The sequence below is a fragment of the Bacteroidales bacterium genome (genome assembly GCA_014860575.1).
Taxonomy (GTDB): Bacteria; Bacteroidota; Bacteroidia; order Bacteroidales; family JAAYJT01; genus JAAYJT01.
Map to the genome: position 1 here is coordinate 1 of JACZJK010000057.1, position 26,893 is coordinate 26,893.

Genomic DNA, 26,893 nt, shown 5'->3' on the forward strand with positions numbered 1-26,893 from the left:
GAACATAATCAGCAATGGCTTTCATTTCGAGTCCATCGGTAATCACCAAACCTTCAAAGCCGAGGTCCTGCTTTAACAATTTATTGATTGCCAACTCCGACAAGCTGGAGATGGCTTTCGGATGGTCATCAATGGCCGAAACCGCAAGGTGGGCGGTCATCACACCCATCAAACCGTTTTGGATCAGGTAGCGAAACGGGAAAAGATGAACGCTGTCAATTTCCTGCATGGACTTGCTGATGAGGGGCAGCGTGTAGTGAGAGTCTTTATCGGTATCGCCATGACCCGGAAAATGCTTGGCTACACTGATGATGCCCATGTCCTGCATGCCTTTCATGTATGCCAGTGATTTGCTGGCAACAAAGAGGCTGTTTTCGCCAAATGAGCGACTGTTGATGACCGGGTTCATGGCATTGTTGTTGACATCAACCACTGGGGCAAAATTCATGTGCACGCCTATGCGCAGAAGTTGTCTGCCAACTTCAAGGCCCATTTCATAAATGATCAGGTCATTCTCAATGGCGCCCAATGCCAGTTGCCGAGGATAAGAAATTGCACTGTCGAGCCGCATGCCCAGGCCCCACTCGGCATCAATGGCAATAAGCAAAGGTGTCTTGGCAACCTGTTGGTAGTGATTGGTCATGATTAACTGCGAAGCAGGAGTGCCGCGAAAGAAGATTACTCCACCCACATTGTATTTTTTAAGAACTCCGGCAATCGAATCGGTGTAGCGTTGCCCCATGTTTGAAAAGGATCGTATCATAATCAACTGTGCAATCCTTTCTTCGGTGCTTAACGAATTATAAACAGAATCAACCCAAAGTTTTTCCGCAGGCGGGTCGGATACAAAACCAACTCTTGCTTGTTGTGCCTGGGTTTCGGAATAAGCAGTTAGTAATAAAATCAGGGTAAGAATAATGGTAAAGTGCTTTCTCATAGGAGGCAGAAATTCATCATTTATAAAAGCCAAAACGGTATATTACTATTAGGAGTATGCCAAGGTTCAAATACACAAAGATAATAGTCAGAAATTGCAAACCAACAACCCGATCCCACGCAGCAAAGTTCAATGTTTCTGAAGAGTTATAAAAATTTTCTTTGAGTTAGCCTTTATTATTCCTGCAACTTGATAAATTGCCTATTTTTGAAAACTGCAATTCAAGTCCCGCAAACACAACTTCGCAGTCAATTATGAAATCAACAAACGAACTAGCCATTATCGCTTCACAGCTAAGGCGGGATGTGCTCCGCATGGTTCATGCCGTACAATCAGGCCATCCGGGAGCGCCACTCGGATGCGCCGAGTTTTTCTCAGCCATGTATTTCCGCATACTCAGGCATAGTCCCTCCCCCTTCAATATGGATGGAATTGGCGAAGACGTTTTCTTTCTTTCCAACGGCCATCTTTCAGCCGGATGGTACAGTGTGCTGGCCCGTAGCGGCTATTTTGACGTTGAAGAACTCAGCACTTTCCGGAAAATTAATTCCCGTTTGCAAGGCCATCCGGCAACAGCCGAACATCTTCCGGGTGTGCGGGTTGCATCAGGCTCGCTCGGCCAGGGATTGTCAGTGGCCATTGGATGTGCATCGGGCAAGAAACTGAATAACGACAATCACCTGGTATATGTTCTGATGGGTGACGGCGAAATGCAGGAAGGCCAGATTTGGGAAGCGGCAATGTATGCTGCCGGTAAGAAAATTGATAACCTCATCGCTATCGTTGATTATAATGGACAGCAGATTGACGGCATGGTTAACAATGTAATGCCCCTGGGAAATCTGAAAGACAAATGGCTAAGTTTTGGCTGGAAGGTACTTGAAACCGACGGCAACAACCTGGAAGAATTACTCAATACACTCGAAGAAGCTTTTTCGTTAACAGGTAAAGAAGAGCCTATCATCATTCTCATGAAAACTGCTATGGGCAAAGGAGTTGATTTCATGGAGAACCATCATAAATGGCACGGTGTTGCCCCCAGCGATGAACAACTAAAAAAAGCACTTGAGCAACTCGATGAAACACTCGGAGATTATTAATGAAGAAATTCCTCCTTAATATAATTCTGATTTTTCTGGCTGTTTCACCCTGTGCTTTCGCCCAGCAAACAGCAGAGGAAAAAAAACCACCGTTAACGCGTATTCTTTTCATCTTTGATGCATCGCAGAGCATGTATGGCCGCTGGCAAAGTGATACAAAAATGAATATCGCCCAGCGCATGATGGGCAATCTACTCGATAGTCTCAGAACCGTTGAAAATATTGAACTAGCCCTGAGGGTGTTCGGGCATCAACGGACTTATCCGCCGCAGGATTGTTCAGACACAAGGCTTGAGGTTCCTTTCGAACCCGATAACAGCAGGAAAATAAAAAAGAAAATCTACGAGATCACACCTCGGGGCACGACTCCTATCGCCGTTTCTTTGATGGAAGCCGAGCATGACTTTCCCGACTGCGATAACTGCCGCAATATTGTGATCCTGATAACTGACGGAATTGAAGAATGTGAAGGCGACCCATGCGAAGTTTCGGCAGCATTACAACGAAAAGGTGTCGTATTGAAACCATTTGTTATCGGTATCGGACTCGATTTTCGTGATGCATTTGATTGTGTAGGTTCTTACTTTGATGCTTCAAGCGAACATGCATTTACTGCTGCGTTGAATTCTGTGATCTCGCAGGCGTTGCAACGAACCACACTTCAGGTGAACCTCCTCGATACCTGGGGCAATCCTACTGAAACCAATGTGAACATGACATTTTACGACAGGGTATCCGGTCTGCCAAGGTACAACTACATTCACACCATCAACAGTGCCGGAAATCCTGACACTTTGATCATTGACCCTATCCCGGTTTACGATCTAGTGGTTCACACAACGCCGCCGGTTCGGATTGATAATCTTGTGCTGGAACCCGAAATTCATAACACAATTATTATCAATTCACCCCAGGGTTCTTTAAACCTGATGGTAAGAGGCAACGATCGCTTGCTCAGAAGCATTCCCATTGTGGTCAGACCCCATGAAAAACCTGAAACCATCAACGTACAGATGGTGGGCGAGAACAAGCGCTACCTTACAGGTTTGTATAGTCTGGAAGTACTTTCGTTACCTCGGCTGCAAATACCGAGGATTGAAATCTCACAGGATGCCGTTACCAATGTCGAGATCCCATTGCCTGGAATTATCGTAATCAACAAATCAATTATCGGGTTTGGAAGCCTTTACGTACTTAAAAACAAAAACCAGGAATGGATTTACGATCTCAGGGACAACCTGCTGCAGGAATCCCTGATCCTGATGCCTGGTGATTACTTGCTCGTTTACCGCTCAAAATTCAGCGACCGGTCTATTTTTACAATCGAAAAACGTTTTACAATCCGCTCAGGCGAAACTGTTAACCTCAGGGTGTTCTGAGAAAATTACAAATACATGAAAGAATACATAAATACAGGTAGCAAGGACACCCGCTCAGGTTTTGGTGTAGCCATGCTGGAATTAGGCAGGAGCAATCCTGATGTAGTGGCACTTTGTGCCGATCTGACGGGTTCGCTCAAACTCGAGGAATTTGCGGCAGAGTTTCCTGAGCGGTTTTTCCAGGTTGGTATTGCCGAAGCCAATATGATGGGCATTGCTTCAGGGCTAACAATCGGTGGGAAAATTCCCTTTGCAACGACTTTTGCCAATTTTGCTACCGGAAGGGTTTACGACCAGATCAGGCAATCCATAGCCTATTCCAATAAAAATGTAAAGATTGCCGCCTCACATGCCGGCGTCACCCTCGGCGAAGATGGAGCAACACATCAAATACTCGAAGACATCGGGCTCATGAAAATGTTGCCAAATCTTACTGTGATCAATCCCTGCGATTTCAACCAGACCAGGGCCGCGACCCTTGCCGTTGCAAAACATACCGGGCCTTTGTATCTGCGCTTCGGCCGGCCAAAGGTTCCCAACTTTACTCCGGCAGAGCAGGATTTTGTTATTGGCAAAGCCCTTTTGCTGCAAACCGGAAATGACGTAAGCATTTTTGCCACAGGCCATATGGTTTGGAAAGCCCTGGAAGCCTGTTTGATCCTGAAAGAAAAAGGCATCTCTGCCGAAGTGATCAATATTCACACAATTAAACCACTGGATGAAAAGGTAATTCTTGAGTCAGTTAAGAAAACTGCTTGTGCTGTCAGCGCGGAAGAACACCAGCAAAATGGTGGCCTCGGCGACAGCATTGCGCAATTGCTGACGCTTCATCATCCCACACCTATGGAAATGGTCGCCGTAATAGATTCATTCGGCGAAAGCGGTAAACCCGAAGAACTGATGCGTAAATATCATCTGGATACCCCGGACGTTGTTGAAGCGGCGATAAAGGTGATTGGCCGCAAGCGATTATAGATCTGTCGAAAGTGTTGAAGTTCTATTGAAGACTTAAGCGGTTCTTTGCCTCAAAGCTTCATAAACCAATACGGCAGCCGAAGTAGAAACATTTAGTGAATCTATACTTCCGAGCATTGGTATCTTAACCTGGGACTTTGTGTTCTCAAGCCAGAATTCACTGAGGCCATCCGCTTCTGCCCCCATAACGAATGCCAGCGGTTTCCTGAAGTCGCTTTGATGATAAAAGGATTTAGCGGTCAGCGCGGCAGCAAAAGGTTCAATATTATTTTGGCTCAACCATTGTAACGCTTCCGTGGAGGTGCATGTAGCAACTTGTTTTATAAACACACAGCCAATGGATGAGCGGATGACATTGGGATTATAAATATCGGTTAGCGGATCGCAAATAATTACGGCATCAACACCAGCTGCATCAGCTGTACGAAGGATGGCGCCAAGATTTCCTGGTTTCTCTACCGATTCAAGAACGATGAGCAATGGATTTTCTGTAAGCAATATGTCAGTTAGCTTTTTCTCCCGCGCCTGCATCACCGCCAGCAAACCATCCGATTGATCGCGGTAAGCCATTTTTGCGAACACCTGGCTGTTCACTTCAAAACACTTAAAATCATCAATCATGTTCGAGATATCGCCCTGGTTTTTCTCCTGAAAATGAGCGGGGCTAACCATCAGGTATTCAGTTTTAAGGCCTGATTCGATGGCAAGCCGGATTTCCCGGAACCCTTCAACGATAATCAAACCACTTTCCCTGCGATCCTTTGAACGGTGCAGCTTTACAACCTCTTTCACGCGGAGGTTCTGAAGGCTTGTTATCTTCTCTAAAATAGGCATGGACCAGAATTTTTATGGTTCGAACCTGCTCAACGCAGGTTGTGGTCAATGGTTTGGACGCAAGAATAAAATGATGGTCAGGAACAATTGATTAATCAAGATGCTTAAGTGAAGCAATAGCCGCCACCGGATCGGCTGCATTAAAAACCGAGTTTCCGGCAACCAGCACATCAACGCCTGCATCAACAAGTTTCCGTGCATTTCCGGTTCCAACGCCACCATCTACCTCAATCAATGCAGTTGCGTTCTTTTGTAAAATCAATTCTTTCAGCCTGCTGATTTTATCAAACGTATTTTCTATAAATTTTTGACCGCCAAATCCAGGATTCACTGACATGAGCAGCACGAGATCAACATCGTTGATAATTTCCCGCAGGCTTTCAACCGGGGTATGTGGGTTCAGCACAACACCGGCTTTCATGCCTTCTTCACGGATCGCATGAAGTGTACGGTGAAGATGGGTGCATGCTTCAATCTGAACACTGAGGATGTCTGCTCCGACTTCCCTGAACTGCTTGATATAGCGTTCGGGTTGTACAATCATCAGGTGAACATCCAGCGGTTTGCTTGCGTATTTTTTAATAGCGCTTACAACAGGCAGTCCAAAGGAAATATTGGGAACAAAAACACCGTCCATGATATCCAGATGGAACCAATCAGCAAGGCTGTTGTTTACCATTTCAATATCACGGCGAAGGTAGGAAAAATCAGCTGATAATAATGAAGGAGCTACAAGGTGTTTCATTAACCCAGGTAGGTTTTCAGGATTTTGCTTCTTGATGTATGTTTGAGCCTGCGGATGGCTTTTTCTTTTATCTGGCGAACGCGTTCACGGGTCAGATCAAACTTTTCGCCAATTTCTTCAAGCGTCATCGGGTGACTGCCGTTAAGCCCGAAGTAAAGCTTCACAACATCCGACTCGCGGCCGGTAAGCGTTGAAATGGCGCGGTCAATCTCCTTGCGCAAACTGTCGTAAAGCAATTCGGTTTCAGGAGTGGTCACTTCATCGCTGCGGAGCACATCGTAAAGATTGTTGTCTTCGTCCTGTATCAAAGGAGCGTCCATTGATACATGACGACCGGAATTACGCATTGAGTCTTTTACCTCGTTTTCAGTAATTTCAAGCATTTCAGCAATTTCTTCGGCATTGGGTTCGCGTTCATAAACCTGCTCAAGCTTCGCATATGCTTTGTTGATCTTGTTGATGGCGCCAATCTTGTTTAATGGCAAACGCACAATACGTGATTGCTCCGCCAGAGCCTGAAGAATGGATTGACGTATCCACCATACAGCGTAGGAAATAAATTTGAACCCGCGGGTTTCATCGAAACGTTGCGCCGCCTTTATGAGCCCGAGGTTGCCTTCATTGATGAGGTCGGGGAGGCTCAGGCCCTGGTTCTGGTACTGTTTTGAAACAGATACAACAAAACGTAGATTGGCTTTGGTAAGTTTCTCAAGTGCGGCACGGTCGCCTTGCTTGATGCGCTGCGCCAGGGCGACTTCCTCGTCGGCCGTGATCAGATCAACTTTTCCAATTTCCTGTAAGTATTTATCGAGTGAAGCGGTTTCGCGGTTCGTAACCTGCTTGGTGATTTTGAGTTGCCTCATAGTTTATGACAAATTGTTAGCTTATTCTGTACGAACTCAAAGGGGATTAAGTTTCAAAAAAGAGAAAATATTTCAACAAAGCTGAAATATCTTTTATTGTTCCTGCCTTGGAGGCCTGGGAAGCAACACCTTACGGGAAAGTTTGAGTTTGCCTGTTTTGCTGTCAATGTCAATCAGCTTCACTTCAATTTCATCACCAACCTTCAATACACTTTCAACATCTGTGATTCGGGCCCAGTCAATTTCAGAAATATGGAGCAAGCCATCTTTTCCGGGAATAATTTCGACAAAAGCGCCAAAAGTGGTTATGTTTTTAACTTTTCCTTTGTAAACTTCACCAATTTCGGGAACAGCTACGATTTGGCGGATGCGTCTCTTCACCTTCTCAATTGAATCCTGATCGGCGGAAACAATATCAATGATTCCGAATTCACCTACTTCTTCGATCACGATGGTTGAGCCTGTCTCGCGTTGCATTTCCTGGATGATCTTGCCACCCGGTCCGATAACTGCACCAATAAACTCACGTGGAATAGTCATTTTAACGATGCGGGGAACAAAGGGTTTGAATTCTTCTCTTGGCGAAGAAATCACTTTTTCCATTTCGTCAAGAATATGCAGGCGTCCAAGTTTGGCCTGATCCAAAGCTTCTGACAAAACCTTGTAGGATAAGCCGTCAACTTTAATGTCCATTTGGCAAGCAGTGATACCGTTGCGTGTTCCGGTAACCTTGAAATCCATATCACCCAAATGATCTTCATCGCCAAGAATATCTGAAAGTACGGCGTATTTTCCTGATTTTGTGTCGGCAATCAAACCCATGGCCACTCCTGAAACAGGGCGGCGCATTTTTATTCCGGCGTCAAGCAAGGCAAGTGTGCCACCGCAAACTGTAGCCATTGATGATGAGCCGTTCGATTCCAGAATGTCTGAAACTATCCTGATGGTGTAAGGGTTCTCATCGGAAGCAGGAATCATGCTTTTTAAAGCACGGTGCGCCAGGTTTCCGTGGCCGATTTCGCGGCGGCTGGTTCCAAGCATTCGTTTCACTTCACCAGTTGAAAATGGCGGAAAATTATAATGCAAAATAAAATTGATCTTCTCTTCAATCACAGCGCCATCAATCATCTGCTCATCCAGTTTGGTTCCCAGGGTAACAGTAACCAGCGCCTGGGTTTCACCGCGTGTAAATATGGCTGAACCGTGAACTGCAGGCAGATAATCCACTTCGCCCCATATTGGTCGAATCTCATCCAGTTTGCGGCCATCGAGGCGAATGCGTTCATCCAGCACAACATTCCTGACTGCTTCCTTGTGTGCCTCTTTATAATACCTTCCAATCATGTTGGCCTTTTCTGCCTGTTCTTCTTCGCTCAAGGTTTCAATGAACTCTGATTTTATCAGACTAAAAGCTTCACTACGTTCTTTCTTTCCAATACCTTGTTTGGCAACTTCATAAATCTTTTTGTAAACAGCGGTCCTGATTTTTTCACGAAGTTCTTCATCGTTGGTTTCGTGACTATACTCACGCTTTACCTTAGCCTTTTCAACTTCAGCCGCCAATTCTTTCTGAACCCGGCATTGAATCTTAATGGCATCATGGGCAACTTTCAAAGCTTCGATCATGTCAGCTTCACCCACTTCTTTCATCTCACCCTCTACCATCATGATGTTGTCCTCTGAGGCAGCAACAATCATGTCAATATCCAGTTCCGGCAAGTCTTTTACACCAGGGTTAACAATGAATTTGCCATTAAGGCGTCCAACACGTACTTCCGAGATAGGCCCATTGAATGGAATATCTGAAACTGCCAGTGCAGCTGAGGCTGCAAGACCTGCCAGTGCATCGGGCAAGATATTGTTGTCGCTCGAAATCAGAGTTATAAGCAATTGAACTTCGGCATGATAATCATCAGGGAATAATGGGCGGATAGCCCGGTCAATCAGGCGTGAAATCAACACTTCGTAATCCGAAGGGCGTGCTTCTCTTTTGAAGAAACCACCGGGGAATCTTCCGCTGGAAGCGTATTTCTCGCGATAATCAACGGTCAGGGGCAAAAAATCAACATTTTCTGCTGCTTCAGTTTTGGCAACCACCGTGGCCAGGAGCATCGTATTGCCCATTTTTACTACTACGGCTCCATCGGCTTGTTTGGCCAATTTGCCGGTTTCAATGCTAATTGTCCTTCCATCACCAAGATCGAAGGTTTTTGTAATTACGTTCATATAGGGTTTGGTTATAATGTCATCTAAAAATCAATCTGTGTTGCGTGGTCACAGCCCAAAGCAATGTCAATTTTTCACAATATAAAAAAAGGCAATCAGGAAATTGCCTTCTTGAACAGCTAAATATGCTTTCTATTTTCTGATACCAAGCTTTTTGATAATAGCGCGGTACCGGGTAATATCTTTTTCTTTAAGATAATCAAGCAAGCGCCTTCTTTTACCAACGAGGCGAACCAATGCACGTTCAGTAGCTTTGTCTTTCCTGTTTCCTTTTAGGTGCTCAGTAAGATGCTTGATCCTATGTGTGAACAGTGCAACCTGGCCTTCAGGAGAACCGGTATCGAATTCCGATTTACCGTATTCTTTAAAAAAATCTTGTTTTGTTTCTTTTGTAAGGTACATATCCTTGTTATCTATAGCTTTAAACTTCTCTTGAAAAACGGGGTGCAAAATTAAGATTTCTAATTGGATTTACAAAGGATAGAAGTAAAATTTTGTTTTCACTTTTTATTCGAATGGCAAAAGTAAATATTTTACAATTATTTTCTGTGCGAACCTCTTGCATGAGGAGAAAGATTTATACATTAGCCCGGCTTTAATTGATACTAATAATCAAATCTTAAAATCAATCAGCAATGGATCCACACAAAATTGAACTCTTCTTCGCCACCCAGGCCAGCAAGTTTCAGCCCGAACATTTGCCCATTATCCGCAACTACCTCGAAAAAATGGATGATGACAAATTCTTTCGACTCCAAACCATGCAGTTTAAAGATCCCACGTTACTATTGGTACTTTCAATACTTGTCGGCCATTTTGGTGTTGACCGTTTTCTCCTGGATCAAACCGGTGTTGGGATCGCAAAGCTGTTGACCTGTGGTGGCCTCGGCATCTGGACCCTTGTGGACTGGTTTCTGATCATGGGCCTTACACGTGAATATAATTTCAACAAATTCATGCAAGTTGCCGTTTAGGGTTTTACAGAATTTCTATTTCCGAAACCTGCTTGCCATCGTATTGATTACCGGTGGTTATGCATTGTATTTGTTGCCGCAGTTTTTGTCAATTGGCGGGATCAAAGGGCTTTGCATGTTCCGTTCAATCACCGGAATCCCTTGTCCGGGATGCGGAATGGGGAAAGCAAGCATACTTATATCTCAGGGAGATTTCTGGGGCGCTTTCCTGATGAACCCATTAGCAATTCCGTTTGCGCTTGCTGCCATAGCAGCTATTATCTGGCTGACTATTGATCTGATCAGAAAAAAAGAAACTTTTCTTCCTTTACTGAGCCGCAGGCTGAAATGGCCTTATTTTCTGTTTTTGTTAGCTATTATCGGAGGGGTTTGGGTGTGGAATATTATGAAGGATTTGTAGCAATGGGTTGAAAATCAAAACTCATAGCTGAAATCTATTTTTCTTCCAACTTTTACTCCAGCAACCCCCCACTAATTTCCCTTAACTCAACTTCTACGATCTTGGCCTGATAGCGGGCGGTAATCAGCCTTCCCTCGGCCGCCAAATAGTTTTTCTGGGCTTCGCGCAGTTCAAAGCCTGAAAGTTCACCCAGGCGGAAACGTTCCATGGCAATGGCCAGGTTCATATCGGCCACTTCCAGGTTTTCAGCTTCGAAATCTGCAAGCTGAATTTTGCTCTGCATGCTCAGCCATGTTGCCATCAGGTCGGCTTCAAGCTGGTGACGAAATTCAAGAAGTTCAATTTCTGAACTTTCGAGCATAAGCCGTGCATTCTCTATCTGACGGTTCAGATTGAACCCGTTAAAAATATTCCATCCAACTGAAAGCCCGTAATTTATTCCAGAAGTACGGTTGGTCTTAATAAAACCTGATTCTGACTCGGCGCTGACATAATTGTAACCCAGGTTCGCATTGAGACGTGGCATGCGGAGGGCTTGTATTTCGCGTAAATCCAGTGAAGCTATGCGATTGTCGGTAAAACTCATCTGTAGATAAGTGTTATTGGCCATCACCGCTTCATGAACGGCAGCCCATTCAGGTAAGATAACCTGGTCAATCTCGGCAGCAACTTCAAAATCAAAATTTATGTCACGCGCCATCAGGTTGTTGAGGCGTATTTTTGAGGTTCGCATGAGCTCCTCGCTATTCAACAAATCAGAACGATCCGTATTATAATCTACCTGGGCCTGCAAAATATCCAGCCTTGAAGCTGCGCCCAATTGGAATTTCTCATCAGCTAGCCTGATCCTTTCCTCTGAAATTGCAATAGATTTGCCAATCACCTGCAAACGCTGCTTCTGGCGAACCAGGTCATAGTATGACGACAACACGCTGACGATGGTTTGCTCAATAATTGCCCGTGCAGCCAATTCGCCCATTGCTTCAAATTCCTTCAGTTTCTCGTAGCTTGCAAACATGGCCAGCCCGTCGAACAAGGTCCAGTTAAGGGCTGCATTCAGGTTCAAAGAGTTTGATTTAGCATTATCTCTTTCATTAATCTCACCCGAAAGGTATTCCTGACGGGAATTTTGAATATTGTTGTTTTGTGAAGCACCTAGGTCAATTGCAGGTAAAAAACCAGCATTACCGTAAGTCACATTGTTTGAAGAAATTTCCGCCTGCTTTCGGGCAATTCGGATCGAATAATTGTTTTCAAGTGCAATCTCAACGGCCTGATCTGGAGTTAACAATTCCTGTGAAAAACCCAGCAGCGGCATTAAGGAAACTAAAGTGAGAATTGATTTTATTTTGGAAAACATGTTTTTTTATTTTGTGATGCGGTGGTGCGGTGTCGAGTGGTTAATTGGTTGAATTGTTAATTGGTCAATTAGTGGAGTGATGGAGTATTGGAGTGATGAAGTAAATCTTTCTTGTTTCTTGTGTCTTGTTTCTTGGTTCTTCTCACGCCGCTTCCACATTCGAAACATCTTTACTTTTCTCAGAAACAAATGAATAGATAGCAGGAATCACATACAATGTGAGAATTGTTGCAAATAATAAACCACCAATGATTGCAGTTCCCATTGATGTACGGCTCTCAGCGCCGGCGCCTAAAGCAAGGGCAATAGGTGTTACTCCCAGTATAGTTGATAAACTGGTCATCAAAATGGGTCTGAACCTTGCTACCGCCGCTCCCTTGATTGCTTCAAGCTTGTCCAGGCCTTGTGCTTTGCGCTGATTGGCGAATTCAACAATCAGAATACCATTCTTTGCTACCAACCCTATGAGCATGATCATACCAATCTGACTGAAAATATTCATAGTGTTCGCTAAATACCAAGTTGTGAGAATTGCACCGGCTAGCGCCAGCGGCACGGTAAACATTATGATCAGCGGATCGCGGAAACTTTCAAACTGAGCTGCGAGTACCAGGTAAATCAGGATCAATGCAAATACGAATGCAAAGACCAGGCTTGATGAACTTTCAGCAAAATCCTTTGAAGGCCCTGCAAGCGCTGTGCTGAAACGGTCGTCGAGTACTTCATCGGCTATACGGTCCATTTCCAATATTCCCTGGCCAATGGTGACCCCATCAACCGGATTAGCTGATACGGTAGCAGAAACAAACCTGTTATACCGGAACAACTGTGGTGGATTGGTTTCCTCACGAAGTTGTACCAGGTTGTCGAGCTGGATCATATCACCACGATTGTTTCGGACATAAAGCGACTGCAGATCAAGTGGTTTGTTGCGGTTTTCACGGTTCATCTGACCTATAACCTGGTATTGCTTGCCGTTCATCACAAAAAACCCGAACCGCTGTCCGCTGAATGCCAGTGAAAGTGTTTGTGCAATATCCATTGCTGAAACACCCAGGTTACGCGCCTTATCGCGGTCAATGCTTACGCTGATTTCAGGTTTATTGAAACGAAGGTTAAGATCGGCAAACTGAAACTTCGGACTGGCATATACTTCTTCCATAAAAAGCGGGACAATGTCTCTCAGCGCTTGAAAATTCGGAGCCTGAATCACATATTGAACGGGAAGTCCACCGCCTTGCCCGCCAATTGACTGATCCTGTGCAACAAAAACCCTTGCAGCTGAAAGCTCACGCACATGGCTTGAAATAGCCGCTGCAATCTCCTGTTGTGATCTTGTACGTTGCGAAGGGTCAACCAGGCGCGTTCTAATAAACCCGGAATTAACAGAACTTGCTGCACCAAAACCAGGACTTGTAATTGAAATCAAGGCGTCAATTTCAGGCACATCATTCTCCACAAGCTCAACCAGTTCATTCATATAGCTATCCATATACTCATAGGAAACGCCCTCGGGTGCGGTGGCCACTATTCTGAGGCCGGAGCGGTCTTCAAGCGGGGCGAGTTCAGAAGGCAGCAAAGAACCAAAGCCCACGATCATTAAAATAGAAATGATGATGATCACAAATGCTATCCAGCGATGGTTCATAAAAGCATTAAGCGAGTCGCGATACCAGCCGGTAAGATTATTAAAGAAAGGTTCAGTTTTATTATAAAGCCAGTTATGCTTTTCACGTTTTTTCAGGATGCGTGTTGAAAGCATTGGCGTGAGCGTGAGTGCAACAAAGCTTGAAATGATGACGGAACCGGCAAGCACTATGCCAAATTCGCGGAACAGGCGACCGGTAATCCCTTCTAAAAATATGACAGGCAAAAACACAGCCGCCAGCGCTATTGTAGTGGCAATAACGGCAAAAAATATTTCTGCCGAACCCCGTATACCGGCTTCAACCGGCGATAATCCTGCTTCGATTTTTGTGTAAATGTTTTCCAGCACCACAATAGCATCGTCAACCACCAGGCCTATGGCAAGCACAATGCCAAGCAGCGTAAGCACATTGATTGTGAACCCTGCAAGATACATGATGAAAAAGGAGCCTATGAGGCTAATGGGAATTACGATTACCGGAATGATGGTGGTACGCCAGTCGCGGAGGAAAAAGAAAATGATGAGTACAACCAGGAAAAAGGCAATAAAAATTGATTGCTGCACTTCTTTGATAGAGTTGCGGATGTACTCTGTGGTATCGAACCCGATAGCGGTTTTGATATCTGCCGGAAGATCTTTTCTTATTTGCTCAAGCCTGTGGTAAAACTCATCGGCAATTTCAATATGGTTCGAACCAGGTTGAGGTGTAATAGCGTTTCCTACCATAGGAACCCCATCGCGGCGAAGCAATGTGCGTTCATTTTCCGGACCCAACTCAGCAACACCCAAATCCCTGAAACGGATTACTGCGTTGTTATCTTCTTTGATGATAAGATTGCCAAATTCCTCTGGCGTTTCAAGGCGGCTCAAGGTGCGAACCGTGAGTTCCGTTGCATTGCCTTCGATGCGACCTGATGGCAGCTCAACATTTTCACGGAGCAATGCGGTGCGGACATCAAGAGGCGTAAGTCCATAAGCGGCAAGTTTCAAAGGATCCATATATAAGCGCATGGAGTAGCGCTTGGCGCCCCAGATACCAACCTGGCTGACACCCGGAATGGTTTGAAAGCGTTCCTTGAAAATCCGGTCGGCTATATCTGTCAATTCAAGTAGTGAGCGTGATTCGCTTGCAATATTCAGGAAAATGATCGGGCTGCCATCAGCATCCGATTTTGAAACCACGGGTGGATCAGCATCAGCTGGTAAGCGAAACAATGACCTTGCAACGCGGTCGCGCACATCGTTGGCAGCAGCTTCAAGATCAACACCAAGGTCAAATTCAACGCGTATTCCGCTACGCCCATCGCGGCTTGTGGATGTAAGGGTGCGTATGCCCGCAATCCCGTTAATGGATTCTTCGAGCGGTTCGGTAATCTGCGATTCGATGATGTCGGCATTGGCGCCCACATAATTGGTGCTCACATTGATAATCGGAGGATCAACGCTGGGATACTCACGGACGCCAAGGAAGTTCAACCCAATGAGACCAAAAATGATAATGACAATTGACATTACCGTTGCTAAAACCGGACGTTGTATGCTGAGTGATGAAAGGCCCATGGGATAAATTAGGATTGTGGATTGACGATTTCAGATTTACGAATTCAGATTTACGAATTACGATTTAGAAAGTAAGATGTGGGCATAGATCCCAGTTTCAGTTATGTGACCGGCTCCTGACAACACCTTAATTTATTTCGCTTAGCGTAACTGGCATTCCTTTTCTTAACTGAAGAATTCCAGTTGTAATGATTGTGTCTCCCGGGTTCAGACCTGAAGTGATCTGGATTAAATCACTGGTGCGTATTCCGGTTTCTACTTCCATGGGTTCAGCAATGCCATTCTTATAAAGATAAACAAGTTGTGTTCCCAACATAGGAACCAGCGCTTCAGTAGGAATGGTAACCGCTTCGTAATAAGTGTTGAGCACAAGCTCAACCGTAGCAAAGGAGCCGGGAATCACATCGAGTCCAGGATTTGAATACAACGCCCTGAGTCGCAGTGTGCGTGTAGCCTGATCAATGATTGGCTCCACAGCATAAACTTTGGCTTCATATTGTTTGCTTGCATTTCCGAAGGAAAAACTAATTGGGTTGCCGGGCTTTACTTCAGAGGCGTAACGCTCAGGAATTGAAAATTCAATTTTTACAGGTTGCATTTTCACCAACGAAGCAATGCGGGTTCCAGGGCTGATATAACTTCCTTCGCTCACCATCCTCAAGCCGATAATTCCATCAAAAGGAGCTTTTATCTGGGTTTTGGCAATTTGTGCTTCAACCATCAGCATTTCTGCCTGATTGGTATTCAGGTCAGCCAGCGCCCTGTCATACACTTCCTGGCTTACGGCTTCTTTCTCCAATAGCATTCGCTGGCGGAATTCACGCTCTTCCAGCAGCGCTTCCTGGTATTTGAACCGTTGCAATTGGGCTTGCATGTCGGCATCATTGATGGTAAGTAAAAGGTCGCCTTTGCGAACCCTCTCCCCTTCCTTAAAATAAATTGCTGTAATCTTTCCGGAAGCTTCACTTGAAAGCTCAACCGATTCATCGGGCAGTACTGTACCGCTGGTAAAAATACGGTTGTCGAGATCAGCCGGATTTACAATCAAAGCCTTTACCGGAAGCCCTGAAGGAGCAACTGATTCAACTGAAGTTGCCTTCTTATCGAAATTGAACCAATCGAGCCGGCGTCCCAGAAGGAAGAGCAAAACAAGCACTACAAGCAGAATAAGAAGAATTCTTTTAAGTATTTTATCCATCTATTTTATTGAAAAAGTCCCTATTTAAAAACCGGGCGCAAAGTTAGTCATTAACACTCATTTAAGAGCAGGCTGGCAATTTGTAATATAGGTTAGCCATGAAAAATGCAACCTGTATATAAACCTCCCAATGAATTAACACATAAAAAAAGGTCTTTGTTTGACAACGGATGAGCAGAAAGCTTGCGATCAAAAAGAAATAATTTTGTCGAATGCTAGTGAGAAGATTCTGAAGTGCTTCGCAAAGGCGGCACTTTAAATATTAATCGTACATTCGTAACAATTTGAGTTAGCATGTTGGAAAATTCAGTCACCCTCAAAATTAGGAAGCACTCGTAAAACATTTATGAGTCAGAATGTGTTCAACTCTTAGCTCTATTCACTCAAACAAAATATCTTCATTAGTGTTTATGGAGTATTAAAAAAACGATTTTTATCAAACATGTATAACCCATCATGAACAAACATGCAGTAATCATTGGCGCAGGATTTTCCGGACTTTCGGCAGCAGCTTTTCTTGCCCGCGCAGGCTTTGAAGTGAGTGTGTTAGAGAAAAACTCAATGCCAGGCGGGCGGGCACGTAAGTTCGAAGCCAAAGGTTTCACGTTCGATATGGGACCAAGCTGGTATTGGATGCCTGATGTTATGGACAATTTTTTCTCGGCTTTTGATCGGAAAACCAGCGATTATTTTGAGCTCAAGCGCCTGGACCCGTCTTACAGGGTTTACTTTGGTAAGGATGACTTTGTTGAAATTCCCTCAGATGTGGAAGAAACAATTGCATTGTTCGAACGCTTGGAGCCAGGAGCCGGAAGAAAACTGCAAAAATTTCTTATCGAAGCTGAGAGAAAATATACCATCGGCATCAATCAGTTTGCCACCAAACCTTCACTCTCCATAAAGGAATTTGCACAATGGAGATTGCTCAAACACTTGTTTGCCATGCATTTGTTCCGATCCTTTCACAGCCATGTAGCACGCTATTTTAAAAACCCGCGGATTCACAGGCTGCTCGAATTCCCTATCCTCTTTCTGGGCGGCACCGGCGACACCACACCCGCATTATACAGCCTGATGAATTATGGAGATCTCAAGATGGGAACATGGTATCCCATGGGAGGAATGTACGAGTTGGTTGATGCGATGCACAAACTGGCTGTTGAAATGGGTGCTACATTCCACTTTGAAACCGAAGCCAAAGAACTCGAAATCAAAGATGGAGTAATTAACGCCGTTATAACAAAAAAGGGACGCTTTGAAGCCGATTATGTCATTGGCGCAGGAGATTATCATTATATAGAACAAAACCTGCTTCCCGAAAAATACCGCATGTATTCCAAATCATACTGGGCTAAACGGGTTATGTCTCCGAGTTCTCTGATTTTTTATATTGGCCTTGATAAGAAGCTGGAAGGTTTCCTGCATCACACTTTGCTGTTTGATACCAACTTCGACATACATGCAGCTGAGATTTATGGCAAGCCTCGCTGGCCCAGCGACCCGGCGCTTTATGTAAGTGCGACCTCAAAGACCGACCCCAGTGTTGCCGCCGCAGGCCAGGAGAACCTGATGGTGCTCATCCCTGTGGCAACCGGATTGGAAGATACAGAAGCAATACGGGAACACTATTTTAACATAGTAATGAAACGACTTGAAGATATCAGTGGACAGAAAATCCACGAACATGTGATTTATAAGCGCTCTTATGCACACAATGATTTTATCTGCGATTACCATGCATACAAAGGCAATGCCTATGGACTGGCAAATACGCTGATGCAAACAGCATTTTTAAAACCCAGGATGAAAAGCCGGAAATTAAAAAACCTGTATTTTAGCGGACAGTTAACCGTTCCTGGCCCCGGTGTTCCCCCAGCCATCATGTCGGGAAGGATTGCGGCGGAGGAGATTCTTAAAAATGTGATGCTGTGATGCAGTGGGCGAGGTAGTTTGCGATGAGGGGGTATTGGAGTAATGGAGTGATGGAGTGATGGAATTCTTAATTCAAAATTCCAGATTTAAGATTCATAAATCTACAAATGACATCAATTTTATATTTGAAATTCTGGAATTTGGGTTTTGAACTTTGGATTTTGGGCTTTGATGTTTGGTTAATTAGTGGAAATGGAGTGGTGAATGGTTAATTAGTTAGTTGGTATGGGTCAATATAGTGATGGAGTAGTGGAGTGATGGATTATTGTGACTAAGTTTGCGAAGAGCTCATCCCCCTTGGAGAAGGGGGTTAGGGGGATTGACCGATTTAACTAACTGGTATTCAGCAAATCATTGATACGGTAGCTTGGAGCTTGGAACTTGGGACTTGGATTTTGGAACTTGGGATTTGGGACTTGGGGCTTGGAACTTGGGGCTTGGAACTTGAGACTTTGAACTTGGAACTTTGAACTTTGAATTTAACACGATGAAAGAGCTTTTCGATATGATTTCACGCGAGTCGAGCAAGATGACAACTACTACTTATAGTACGTCTTTCTCGCTTGGTATTAAGTTCTTTAGCAAGAAGTTTCACGACCCAATCTATGCAATTTATGGGTTTGTGCGCTTTGCCGACGAGATCGTGGATTCTTTTCATGGGTTCGATAAAGCAAAATTGCTCAAACGCTTTTCTGAAGACACTTACCAGGCCATTGAGGAAGGAATCAGTCTGAACCCAATTTTGAATAATTTCCAGGCAACGGTGAATAAATATAAAATTGATCGGGTGCTGATTGAGCTCTTTCTCAGAAGCATGGAGATGGATCTCACGAAAAAAGTTTACGATACTGCCGATGAATACAAGGAATATATCTTTGGCTCGGCCGATGTGGTGGGTTTGATGTGTTTGCGTGTTTTCTGCGAAGGCAATAACGAGAAATTTCAGGAATTAAAGCCACGTGCTATGCGCCTGGGATCAGCTTTTCAGAAAATCAATTTTCTCCGCGATCTCAAAGCTGATCATTATGGTTTGGGTCGAACCTATTTCCCTGGTGTGAATATGGATAAGTTTGATGAAACCGAGAAAAAGAAGATAGAAGACGATATTCAGAAAGATTTCGACGAAGCACTAGCCGGAATCAAGCAGTTGCCTGAAGGTGCAAAGTTTGGGGTGTATGTGGCTTATGTTTACTTTTACGCCTTGCTGAAAAAGATCAAACGTTTACCGGCAAAACGCGTTTTGAACGAAAGGGTTCGTATCAGCGACCAAAATAAATACTGGTTGCTTGTGACCTCGCTTGCAAAGTATAAAACCGGGTTGCTGAATTAAGACCGAATTTGTCTCTAAAGGCCAAATCTTGTCATCCTGAACGAAGTGAAGGATCTATTTCTAGCTGTAAATCAGATTCTTCGCTCCACTCAAAATGACAAAATATAATAAATAAAAAAGTTTTCAGACGGAAAGAAAATATAAATATGGAACAAGTTATTCTCGTTGATATAAATGACAATCCGATAGGTTCGGAAGAAAAAATCAAAGCCCATGAACTGGCTTTGTTGCACAGGGCTTTCTCGGTTTTTGTGTTCAATAAAAAAGGTGAACTGCTATTACAGCGCCGTGCTTTGCACAAATATCATTCACCAGGTTTGTGGACCAACACCTGTTGCAGCCATCCGCGGCCCGGTGAAGAAACCATAGATGCCGCTCGCAGGCGCCTGATGGAAGAAATGGGACTTGATTGCGATCTTAAATGGAAGTTCTCATTCATTTACAAAGCCACATTTGATAATGGCCTTACCGAACACGAATTCGATCATGTATTTTTTGGATCATACGACCACAAACCGGTGATAAACCCCGCCGAAGTGGATTCATGGAAATGGATAAATATGGATGCATTGCTGATCGACGTGCTGAAGAACCCGGAAGACTATACAGTTTGGTTCAGGATCGCACTGGAAAAGATGATTGAGCTGTCAGGAAAATAAACCGGTTTTAGTGCTATGCTGTTTGGTTACAAATGATTCAAACAAATTGAGATTAACCTCGTTATAATATTATTAGAAAGATAAAAAACTATGAATTGGTATATTGCAACACTTCTTGTTCTGGCTGCCTTTTTCTTTATGGAATTCTGGGCCTGGTTCAGCCATAAGTACATTATGCACGGTTTTTTGTGGTCGCTGCACAAGGACCACCACATCCGCGATGGCCGTAAATGGGAATTCAATGATTTGTTTGCTTTTATGTTCGCCATTCCAAGTATCATCCTGATCATACTGGGGGTTTCAAACGGATTTGATTACCGTTTCTACATCGGACTGGGCATTGCGCTTTACGGACTGGCTTACTTCATTTTCCATGATGTGCTGGTTCATCAGCGGTTGAAAATGTTGTCCGGTTTAAGGAACCGATACCTGAATGCCACCATCAAGGCCCACCTTGAACATCACAGACCTCACCAGCACAGGAATTATGGATTCCTGGTGGCGCCCTGGAAATATTACAAAGAGGAATTTGGAAAGTGAATGGTTATTGGTGATTAGTCAATAACTACATTATCATTCTTTCCCCGCCAGTTTCCTAAAATCCGCTCCGGTAGGCTCCTGGAAAACTTCCAGTTCGAACTGTGGGATAACTGCCAGGAGGTGGTCAAAAATGTCGGACTGGATATCTTCATAATTCGCCCAGGCTTTATCGGAGCTGAAAACATAAATTTCAATGGGTATGCCGGCTTGCGTGGGCTGCAACTGCCTCACCAGCATGGTCATGTCAGTGTTCACCTTTGGATGGTGTTTGAGGTACTCCTTGGCATAAGCCCTGAAAACACCCAGGTTGGTCTGGCGGCGACCGTTCACCATCACCGAACTATCAATATTCTGACTGGAATTGTGTTCCCGCAGTTCTTTCTCTTTACGGTCAATATAATCAGTGAGCCGATGAATTTTTCGGAACCTTTCAAGCATTTCCGGGGTGCAGAACTTCACGCTGTTCATATTGATCTGTATGGAACGTTTGATCCGGCGCCCGCCCGATTCTTCCATCCCGCGCCAATTCCTGAAAGATTCGCTGATGAGGGCATAGGTTGGAATATTTGTGATGGTCATGTCCCAGTTGCGAACCTGCACTGTTGTAAGGTTCATTTCAATTACCGCACCATCAGCATTGAACTTGGGCATTTCAATCCAGTCGCCGGGTCGAACCATATCAAGCGCCGAAAGCTGTATGCTCCCGACAAGGCCCAGGATTGTGTCTTTGAATATCAGGAGAAGGATCGCAGAAATAGCGCCCATGCCGGTAAGAATTGGCCAGGGAGAAGTTCCTACAAGCATAGAAACAATCAGCACTGCAACGATAATATACATGACTATCTTTACCACCTGCAGGTAACCTTTTATTGGCTTCACTTTGGCGATATCGTAATGCTGGTAGATTACATGCACCGCGTTAAGGAAAGCGCTTATTACTGCAGTAAGAACAAAAACCATATAAACCTGCAAAGAAACCTGTACAAAACGGCTCAAACCTTCGATATCGGTCACTGTATCCGGCCCGACATTGTAAATCATCATGGCAGGAATAAATAGAATGAGGCGCTGGAAAAATTTTTGCTCGATCAGTATATCATCCCATTTGCTGGAGGTTGTTCTGGCCACTACCTTAATCACCCTCAGTGCAATATACTTAAGCAGGAAATAAAGCAAGACTCCCACCAGCAATATGCACCCAAATACAATCAGATCGCTGATTTTGAGCGCCATGCTTTCTGACAAGGCCGAATTTAACAGCCAACGGGTAATGAGCTCATCGAAATATTCTATCATGATTTAACTTTTTACATCTTTATGCAAGGAGAAAATCTCCCGGGCAAGTCATTCAGTTTTTGAGTCGCAAGTAAATTCAGAACCATGCTTAGTTCAATCCCCGCTGTTTGAGCAGTGGTTCAATTGAAGGTTCTTTGCCCCTGAATTTTACGTATTGCTCCATTCCCTCGCCTAGGGCGTTTTCGGCCAGGATGTATTTTCTGAATTTATCGGCAAGCTCACGGTTGAATAAATCACCACTTTCCCTGAAGGCATCGTAAGCATCGGCATCAAGCACGCCAGCCCATAAGTAAACATAGTAGCCCGCAGCATAGCCGGTTCCGAAAACATGATTGAAATATGTGGTGCGATAGCGTGGGATAATTTCATCAATCAATCCGATTTTTTCCATTGAGGCTTGCTCAATGGCGCGAATATCAAGATCGCCGCTCACATCCATGGTATGGTATTCCATATCCAACAGTGCCGCTGAAACGTACTCAACAGTTGTAAAACCCTGGTTGAAGTGAGTGCTTTTTTTGAGTTTGGCAATCAGTTCGTCGGGCATGGGTTCGCCGGTTTCATAATGAAGGGCATAAATTTTCAGCATTTCGGGTTCGCCTGCCCAGTTTTCGAGGACCTGGGAAGGCAATTCCACGAAATCGCGGGGAACATCACGGCTGGTGCGGCGGTAATGGCCATCGGCAAAAAGGTTATGCAATCCGTGGCCGAATTCATGGAAATAAGTGGTCACCTCATCCCAACTCCACATGGCCGGATTATCGCCAACCGGACGGGCAAAGTTGGTGACAATCGTAACAATGGGATAAACTTTTTCAGCGTTTTCGTACGAACCGCTCCTGAAAGTTCCACACCATGCTCCGGCGCGCTTGCCCGGACGGGGATGGTAATCCATATAAAGCAATCCAAGGTGCGAACCGTCATGATCAAATACTTCATACACTTCAACTTCTTCGTGGTAAACGGGCAAATCAAAATGCTGTTTGAAAGTAAGGCCATAGAGTTGTTCGCAGAGATAAAAAACGCCATTCCTTACATTATCCTTTGTGAAATAGGGTTTTAACTCCTCTTCATCAAGGTCATATTTTTCTTTTCTCAGCTTTTCTGCATAATACCACCAATCCCATGAAGCAAGCTCAAAATCACCACCTTCACGGTTAACAATCTCCTGCATTTCGTCGCGTTCATTTTTGGCGATCTTCAGGGCCGGTTCCCAAACCTGATGGAGGAAATTAACAACATTTTCAGGGCTTTGGGCCATATTTACATCAGTTGCAAATGCAGCGAAATTTTCAAAACCCAGGAGTTTCGAACGCTCATCGCGCAGTTTCAGAAGTTCGGCAAACAATGCCTTGTTATCAAACTCATTGTCGTTATCGCCACGCATAAAATAGCCACGGTAAAGTTTCTCGCGCAAATCGCGGCGCTGAGCATACTGAAGAAAAGGAATCCAGCTTGGTTTCTGAAGTGTGAAAACCCATTTTCCTTCCATATTCACACGTTTTGCTTCAGTTGCAGCTCCGGCAATGATTTCATCACTGAGGCCGGCAAGGTCCTCAGCATTTTCAATGATTAGCTGAAAATTGTTGGTTTCGGCAAGCACATTCTCGCCAAGTTGCAATGAGATCATGGATAAGCGCTCGTTGATTTCCTTGAGCCTGTTACGTTGATCTTCAGGCAGGGCTGCTCCGTTGCGTGCAAAATCCTGGTAAACTTTTTCAACCACACGCATCTGTTCAGGATCGAGGTTCAAACTTTCACGCTTTTCATACACAATTTTAACTTTCTCAAACAAGTCCTGGTTCAACCTGATCTCATTATTATGAGCGGAGGTCAAAGGCGTAATTTCCCTGGCAATCGCCTGCATGTTCGGATTTGTGTTCGCACCATTAAGGCGATAAAACACTCCGCCCACTTTCCTGAGCAATTCGCCGGCGTTGTCGAAGGCAACAATAGTATTCTCAAAATCAGGTTCGGCTGTATTGCTGATGATGGCATCAATCTCAGCTTTTTCCTGGGCCATTCCTTCCTGGAATGCCGGAAGATAATGAACCTCTTCAATCAGGTGAAAAGGAGGAACATCGAAAGGTGTGTTGTAATCAGATAAAAACGGATTTTCCATAGGAGTTTGCTGTGTGCAGGCGGCCAGTAACAAGCCGGCAAGAATTAGAACAAGGTTAAATTTTCTCATTTCAATAAATTTTTATGAATGATTATAAGAGGTACTTTTCAAGAAAATACTCAATTGGGTTGCTGGAATAATGAGAGGCACGGTTGGCATATACTGATGAGGCCATATAAGGCATGCAGGAACTTATCGTTTTAATGCGACAAAAATAGTCATTTATTAAGAAAAGAAAAGTTTGAGGTGAAGTTCTGCTTTTCTTGCGGCGTCATATGGTAAGATTTGAACCTGAATTCCGTTGGTTGAATTAGCGACGTTAAAGCATTAAAAGTGTAAGGGCATCTTTTCCATTGGCTAAGCGGCAATTGCATTGCCGCTTGGAACATAATTGTATTTGCAATTCAATACTTCGGCATAGCTATACAAAGCCAATACTATAGGCCGGATAACGTAAAACACAGTTTTATTGCTTCACAGTTAGCATAAGCATACTCAAAGCTTCTTTATACTTTCCTGCTTCAATCCATTGCTGCGCCAGGCGATGCAAGCTTTCACTCTGTGCAAGTTCATTATTCTTGTTTTCGCTAATAATACACGATACATAAGGATTTCGCCGGGAGGCTTCAATTTCATCAGATGTGGGCAAACTTTCAAGATTTCCCAACCGGCCCAGGTCATTGCCGGTAAGCATCGTGCTCAGGCGGATTTTATCCGGAAGATTATCAACACCGATTCCAAGGCGTGCCAATGGTTTTTCAACTTCAAACAAAGCATCGCCTGCAGCCCGCACATAAAAATCAGCACCCATGCGGCCTACTAAATCCATTTTCCGGGTGTCAATTTTGCCTTGTGCATTTAAAACATCGGGATGAACATGAATGAGCAGGATTTCACAAATTACAAGATTTGCAGCGCCACCCTGATCACCGGTTTCTATCACCTGCCTTACTTTACATTCAAACTGTACAGGCGATTCCTTTACCCTGAAAGGTTTTACTATTTCAGAAGCCAACGGGCTCAGACCCGATTTTTCAAACTCATTTACACCTCTGGGGTATTCAGTACTTGCCAGGCTGACTTGCTGCACCATGCCGTAAGTAACCGCGTTGATAACCACTTCGGGAACTTCTTTCACATTTTCGTAGGTGTTTTTTACCGTGTTATCGCGGCCACGGCGTGAAGGCGAAAAAATCAGGGTGGTGGGGTTCACACCAAAAGCGTTATAAAAACTAAACGGAGATAAATTTGGTTTTCCTTCCCGGTCTATTGTACTGGCAAGGGCTATCGGACGGGGTGCTATGGCGCCAAGCATTAGCTGATGAAGTTCAGTAACCGATATATCGGATGGGATGATTGTTTTCATAAAGCCAGAATTAAAAACAAGGAATAACCCCGCCTGCCAGTGCATTGGCAAAAATTGGGCGGACAGGGATTTTTGATTTTCGAAGTAAACATTAATTGTAATATAAATCCATTTAACCCTTACAATGCCGGTAAAATCTTTGTGACTGACTCGCCAAATCCAACCCTGAGTCCGTCTTTTTCGGCAAAAGCATGCATAATCACTGTATCATGGTCTTCAATAAATTTTCGTGTGATCCCAGCCGGAAGCTCAATGGGTTTTGTGCCTTTCCATGTAATTTCTAGCAAGGAGCCAAATGAACCTGCATCCGGGCCGCTGATGGTTCCCGAAGCGTACATATCGCCAATATTGATATTGCAACCGTTCACGGTCTGGTGCGCCAGTTGCTGGCTCATGTTCCAGTATAAGTACTTTGTGTTCGAACGGCAAACTGTGGTTGCTTCCTGGTTTTCAGGTTGTATAAGCACTTCAAGGTTGATGTCGAAACTTTTATTGCCGTTGAATTGCAGGTAAGGTAAAACTTCAGGTTCCTGTTTAGGGCCGGCGGTTCGGAAAGGCTCAAGCGCATCAAGGGTAACTACCCAGGGCGAGATTACTGAACCAAAACTTTTAGACAAAAACGGCCCGAGCGGTACGTATTCCCATTTCTGGATGTCGCGCGCTGATAAGTCGTTAAAGATCACCAGTCCAAAAATATAATCCTCAGCATTTTCAACCGGGATGTTTTCTCCAAGCCTGGTGTTCCGGCCTGTAATAAATGCCATTTCAAGTTCAAAGTCCAGGAGGCGGGTTGGCCCGAAAACAGGCTTCTCCACATCATCGGGCTTGGTTTGGCCCTTTGGGCGGTGAATCGGCGTTCCGGAAACCACAATGGAACTGGCCCTGCCATGATAACCAACCGGGATATGTTTCCAGTTTGGCAGCAAAGCGTTTTCCGGGTCGCGAAACATGATGCCCACATTGGTAGCGTGCTCTTTGCTGGAATAAAAATCGGTGTAATCGCCCACCCTGACGGGCATGAGCATGGTCACTTCCTTAATATTATAAAACATAAAGCCGGGTTGTTCCATGAAAGCCTTCAAAGAATCATCATTTTCCGAAAACAAATCTATGATAGTGTTCCTGATGGCTGTAGTTTGGTTTTTGCCAAGTGCGATGAAATCGTTCAGGTGGCGGTTCTCAAAAACACGTTGTTTGCCTTGCAACTCTTCTCCAAAGCAGCCCCAACCGCTCATCGCAGCCAGGCTGATGACGGTATTACCGATCCGTGTGGCAACAAAGGTTTCCTTATCTGAATTTTGGGCAATTCCAAAAGGGATGTTGTTCAGGGAGAAATCGTCGTCGGGTTTGGTTTTGATCCAGGAATTTTTTGCGGACATTTTTTATGGGTTTTGAGGAGTTGAGGCGTTTAGAGGGTTTAGACTGTTTAGAAGTTTAGAGGTTTAGAGT

General features: G+C 44.5%; 22 protein-coding genes. 9 read left to right on the plus strand and 13 right to left on the minus strand.

The window, feature by feature from the left end; all coding sequences use genetic code 11:
* On the minus strand, positions 1 to 937 hold a 937-nt coding region (locus IH597_15515), incomplete at its 3' end, for a hypothetical protein (protein ID MBE0663864.1).
* A gap of 254 nt (positions 938 to 1,191) precedes the next feature.
* Here IH597_15515 and IH597_15520 point away from each other — a divergent pair.
* From IH597_15520 to IH597_15530, 3 genes are read left to right on the plus strand one after another with little or no spacing between them, the layout of a single operon-like run.
* Positions 1,192 to 2,037 carry a transketolase gene (locus IH597_15520; protein ID MBE0663865.1) on the plus strand — a complete coding sequence of 282 codons (846 nt, stop codon included), beginning with the start codon at positions 1,192 to 1,194 and terminating at the stop codon, positions 2,035 to 2,037.
* Positions 2,037 to 3,416 carry a VWA domain-containing protein gene (locus IH597_15525; protein ID MBE0663866.1) on the plus strand — a complete coding sequence of 460 codons (1,380 nt, stop codon included), beginning with the start codon at positions 2,037 to 2,039 and terminating at the stop codon, positions 3,414 to 3,416. Before IH597_15520 ends, IH597_15525 begins: the two co-directional genes overlap by 1 nt.
* A 15-nt stretch (positions 3,417 to 3,431) precedes the next feature.
* The gene (locus IH597_15530) at positions 3,432 to 4,391 is read left to right on the plus strand and encodes a transketolase family protein (protein MBE0663867.1); all 960 of its coding nucleotides are present in this window, start codon (positions 3,432 to 3,434) and stop codon (positions 4,389 to 4,391) included.
* A gap of 33 nt (positions 4,392 to 4,424) precedes the next feature.
* Here IH597_15530 and IH597_15535 read toward each other — a convergent pair whose 3' ends face one another.
* The 5 genes from IH597_15535 to rpsO form a co-directional block, all read right to left on the minus strand.
* Entirely contained in the window at positions 4,425 to 5,225 is an 801-nt protein-coding gene (locus IH597_15535; protein MBE0663868.1) for an RNA methyltransferase, read from the minus strand.
* A gap of 91 nt (positions 5,226 to 5,316) precedes the next feature.
* Positions 5,317 to 5,970, minus strand: coding sequence for a ribulose-phosphate 3-epimerase (locus IH597_15540; protein ID MBE0663869.1), 654 nt, complete (start codon positions 5,968 to 5,970; stop codon positions 5,317 to 5,319).
* Positions 5,970 to 6,833: a sigma-70 family RNA polymerase sigma factor gene (locus tag IH597_15545; GenBank protein ID MBE0663870.1), complete on the minus strand. Its 864-nt coding sequence runs from the start codon at positions 6,831 to 6,833 to the stop codon at positions 5,970 to 5,972. Before IH597_15545 ends, IH597_15540 begins: the two co-directional genes overlap by 1 nt.
* Before the next feature lie 93 nt (positions 6,834 to 6,926).
* Entirely contained in the window at positions 6,927 to 9,059 is a 2,133-nt protein-coding gene (pnp, locus tag IH597_15550) for a polyribonucleotide nucleotidyltransferase (protein ID MBE0663871.1), read from the minus strand.
* Between the two features lie 132 nt (positions 9,060 to 9,191).
* The gene (rpsO, locus tag IH597_15555) at positions 9,192 to 9,461 is read right to left on the minus strand and encodes a 30S ribosomal protein S15 (GenBank protein MBE0663872.1); all 270 of its coding nucleotides are present in this window, start codon (positions 9,459 to 9,461) and stop codon (positions 9,192 to 9,194) included.
* A gap of 233 nt (positions 9,462 to 9,694) precedes the next feature.
* On the opposite strand from rpsO, the gene IH597_15560 reads away from it, so the two are divergent.
* Together IH597_15560 and IH597_15565 are read left to right on the plus strand one after the other, a co-directional pair.
* Positions 9,695 to 10,033 (plus strand): TM2 domain-containing protein, encoded by a 339-nt coding sequence (locus IH597_15560; GenBank protein MBE0663873.1) that lies wholly within the window; start codon positions 9,695 to 9,697, stop codon positions 10,031 to 10,033.
* Complete coding sequence (locus IH597_15565; GenBank protein ID MBE0663874.1) at positions 10,023 to 10,433, plus strand: DUF2752 domain-containing protein; 411 nt, start codon at positions 10,023 to 10,025, stop codon at positions 10,431 to 10,433. Before IH597_15560 ends, IH597_15565 begins: the two co-directional genes overlap by 11 nt.
* A 52-nt stretch (positions 10,434 to 10,485) precedes the next feature.
* On the opposite strand, the gene IH597_15570 is transcribed toward IH597_15565, so the two are convergent.
* The 3 genes from IH597_15570 to IH597_15580 form a co-directional block, all read right to left on the minus strand.
* Entirely contained in the window at positions 10,486 to 11,793 is a 1,308-nt protein-coding gene (locus IH597_15570) for a TolC family protein (protein MBE0663875.1), read from the minus strand.
* A 142-nt stretch (positions 11,794 to 11,935) separates the two neighbouring features.
* A complete protein-coding gene (locus IH597_15575; GenBank protein ID MBE0663876.1) occupies positions 11,936 to 15,001 on the minus strand; it encodes an efflux RND transporter permease subunit in 3,066 nt (1,021 codons plus the stop codon).
* A gap of 127 nt (positions 15,002 to 15,128) precedes the next feature.
* A complete protein-coding gene (locus IH597_15580) occupies positions 15,129 to 16,199 on the minus strand; it encodes an efflux RND transporter periplasmic adaptor subunit (protein MBE0663877.1) in 1,071 nt (356 codons plus the stop codon).
* A 456-nt stretch (positions 16,200 to 16,655) separates the two neighbouring features.
* On the opposite strand from IH597_15580, the gene crtI reads away from it, so the two are divergent.
* The 4 genes from crtI to IH597_15600 all read left to right on the plus strand — a co-directional run bounded on the left by crtI (position 16,656) and on the right by IH597_15600 (position 20,660).
* On the plus strand, positions 16,656 to 18,131 hold the full coding sequence (crtI, locus tag IH597_15585) for a phytoene desaturase (protein ID MBE0663878.1): 1,476 nt from the start codon (positions 16,656 to 16,658) through the stop codon (positions 18,129 to 18,131).
* A gap of 487 nt (positions 18,132 to 18,618) precedes the next feature.
* On the plus strand, positions 18,619 to 19,461 hold the full coding sequence (locus IH597_15590; GenBank protein MBE0663879.1) for a phytoene/squalene synthase family protein: 843 nt from the start codon (positions 18,619 to 18,621) through the stop codon (positions 19,459 to 19,461).
* Between the two features lie 140 nt (positions 19,462 to 19,601).
* Complete coding sequence (gene idi, locus IH597_15595) at positions 19,602 to 20,120, plus strand: isopentenyl-diphosphate Delta-isomerase (GenBank protein ID MBE0663880.1); 519 nt, start codon at positions 19,602 to 19,604, stop codon at positions 20,118 to 20,120.
* A gap of 90 nt (positions 20,121 to 20,210) precedes the next feature.
* On the plus strand, positions 20,211 to 20,660 hold the full coding sequence (locus IH597_15600; GenBank protein MBE0663881.1) for a sterol desaturase family protein: 450 nt from the start codon (positions 20,211 to 20,213) through the stop codon (positions 20,658 to 20,660).
* 33 nt (positions 20,661 to 20,693) lie between these two features.
* Here IH597_15600 and IH597_15605 read toward each other — a convergent pair whose 3' ends face one another.
* The 4 genes from IH597_15605 to fahA all read right to left on the minus strand — a co-directional run bounded on the left by IH597_15605 (position 20,694) and on the right by fahA (position 26,823).
* Positions 20,694 to 21,956 (minus strand): mechanosensitive ion channel, encoded by a 1,263-nt coding sequence (locus IH597_15605; GenBank protein MBE0663882.1) that lies wholly within the window; start codon positions 21,954 to 21,956, stop codon positions 20,694 to 20,696.
* Between the two features lie 88 nt (positions 21,957 to 22,044).
* On the minus strand, positions 22,045 to 24,147 hold the full coding sequence (locus IH597_15610; protein ID MBE0663883.1) for a M3 family metallopeptidase: 2,103 nt from the start codon (positions 24,145 to 24,147) through the stop codon (positions 22,045 to 22,047).
* A gap of 397 nt (positions 24,148 to 24,544) precedes the next feature.
* On the minus strand, positions 24,545 to 25,444 hold the full coding sequence (locus tag IH597_15615) for a flavin reductase family protein (GenBank protein MBE0663884.1): 900 nt from the start codon (positions 25,442 to 25,444) through the stop codon (positions 24,545 to 24,547).
* 119 nt (positions 25,445 to 25,563) lie between these two features.
* Entirely contained in the window at positions 25,564 to 26,823 is a 1,260-nt protein-coding gene (gene fahA / locus IH597_15620) for a fumarylacetoacetase (GenBank protein MBE0663885.1), read from the minus strand.
* Positions 26,824 to 26,893: the final 70 nt, after the last annotated feature.

Coding starts and splice junctions, on each gene's coding strand:
- IH597_15535 (MBE0663868.1), bottom strand. CDS start 5,225: ATGCCTATTTTAGAGAAGATAACAAGCCTTCAGAACCTCCGCGTGAAA.
- IH597_15530 (MBE0663867.1), top strand. CDS start 3,432: ATGAAAGAATACATAAATACAGGTAGCAAGGACACCCGCTCAGGTTTT.
- crtI (MBE0663878.1), top strand. CDS start 16,656: ATGAACAAACATGCAGTAATCATTGGCGCAGGATTTTCCGGACTTTCG.
- fahA (MBE0663885.1), bottom strand. CDS start 26,823: ATGTCCGCAAAAAATTCCTGGATCAAAACCAAACCCGACGACGATTTC.
- IH597_15600 (MBE0663881.1), top strand. CDS start 20,211: ATGAATTGGTATATTGCAACACTTCTTGTTCTGGCTGCCTTTTTCTTT.
- IH597_15560 (MBE0663873.1), top strand. CDS start 9,695: ATGGATCCACACAAAATTGAACTCTTCTTCGCCACCCAGGCCAGCAAG.
- IH597_15605 (MBE0663882.1), bottom strand. CDS start 21,956: ATGATAGAATATTTCGATGAGCTCATTACCCGTTGGCTGTTAAATTCG.
- IH597_15615 (MBE0663884.1), bottom strand. CDS start 25,444: ATGAAAACAATCATCCCATCCGATATATCGGTTACTGAACTTCATCAG.
- IH597_15570 (MBE0663875.1), bottom strand. CDS start 11,793: ATGTTTTCCAAAATAAAATCAATTCTCACTTTAGTTTCCTTAATGCCG.
- pnp (MBE0663871.1), bottom strand. CDS start 9,059: ATGAACGTAATTACAAAAACCTTCGATCTTGGTGATGGAAGGACAATT.
- IH597_15580 (MBE0663877.1), bottom strand. CDS start 16,199: ATGGATAAAATACTTAAAAGAATTCTTCTTATTCTGCTTGTAGTGCTT.
- IH597_15590 (MBE0663879.1), top strand. CDS start 18,619: ATGAAAGAGCTTTTCGATATGATTTCACGCGAGTCGAGCAAGATGACA.
- IH597_15540 (MBE0663869.1), bottom strand. CDS start 5,970: ATGAAACACCTTGTAGCTCCTTCATTATTATCAGCTGATTTTTCCTAC.
- IH597_15545 (MBE0663870.1), bottom strand. CDS start 6,833: ATGAGGCAACTCAAAATCACCAAGCAGGTTACGAACCGCGAAACCGCT.
- IH597_15610 (MBE0663883.1), bottom strand. CDS start 24,147: ATGAGAAAATTTAACCTTGTTCTAATTCTTGCCGGCTTGTTACTGGCC.
- IH597_15575 (MBE0663876.1), bottom strand. CDS start 15,001: ATGGGCCTTTCATCACTCAGCATACAACGTCCGGTTTTAGCAACGGTA.
- IH597_15520 (MBE0663865.1), top strand. CDS start 1,192: ATGAAATCAACAAACGAACTAGCCATTATCGCTTCACAGCTAAGGCGG.
- IH597_15525 (MBE0663866.1), top strand. CDS start 2,037: ATGAAGAAATTCCTCCTTAATATAATTCTGATTTTTCTGGCTGTTTCA.
- rpsO (MBE0663872.1), bottom strand. CDS start 9,461: ATGTACCTTACAAAAGAAACAAAACAAGATTTTTTTAAAGAATACGGT.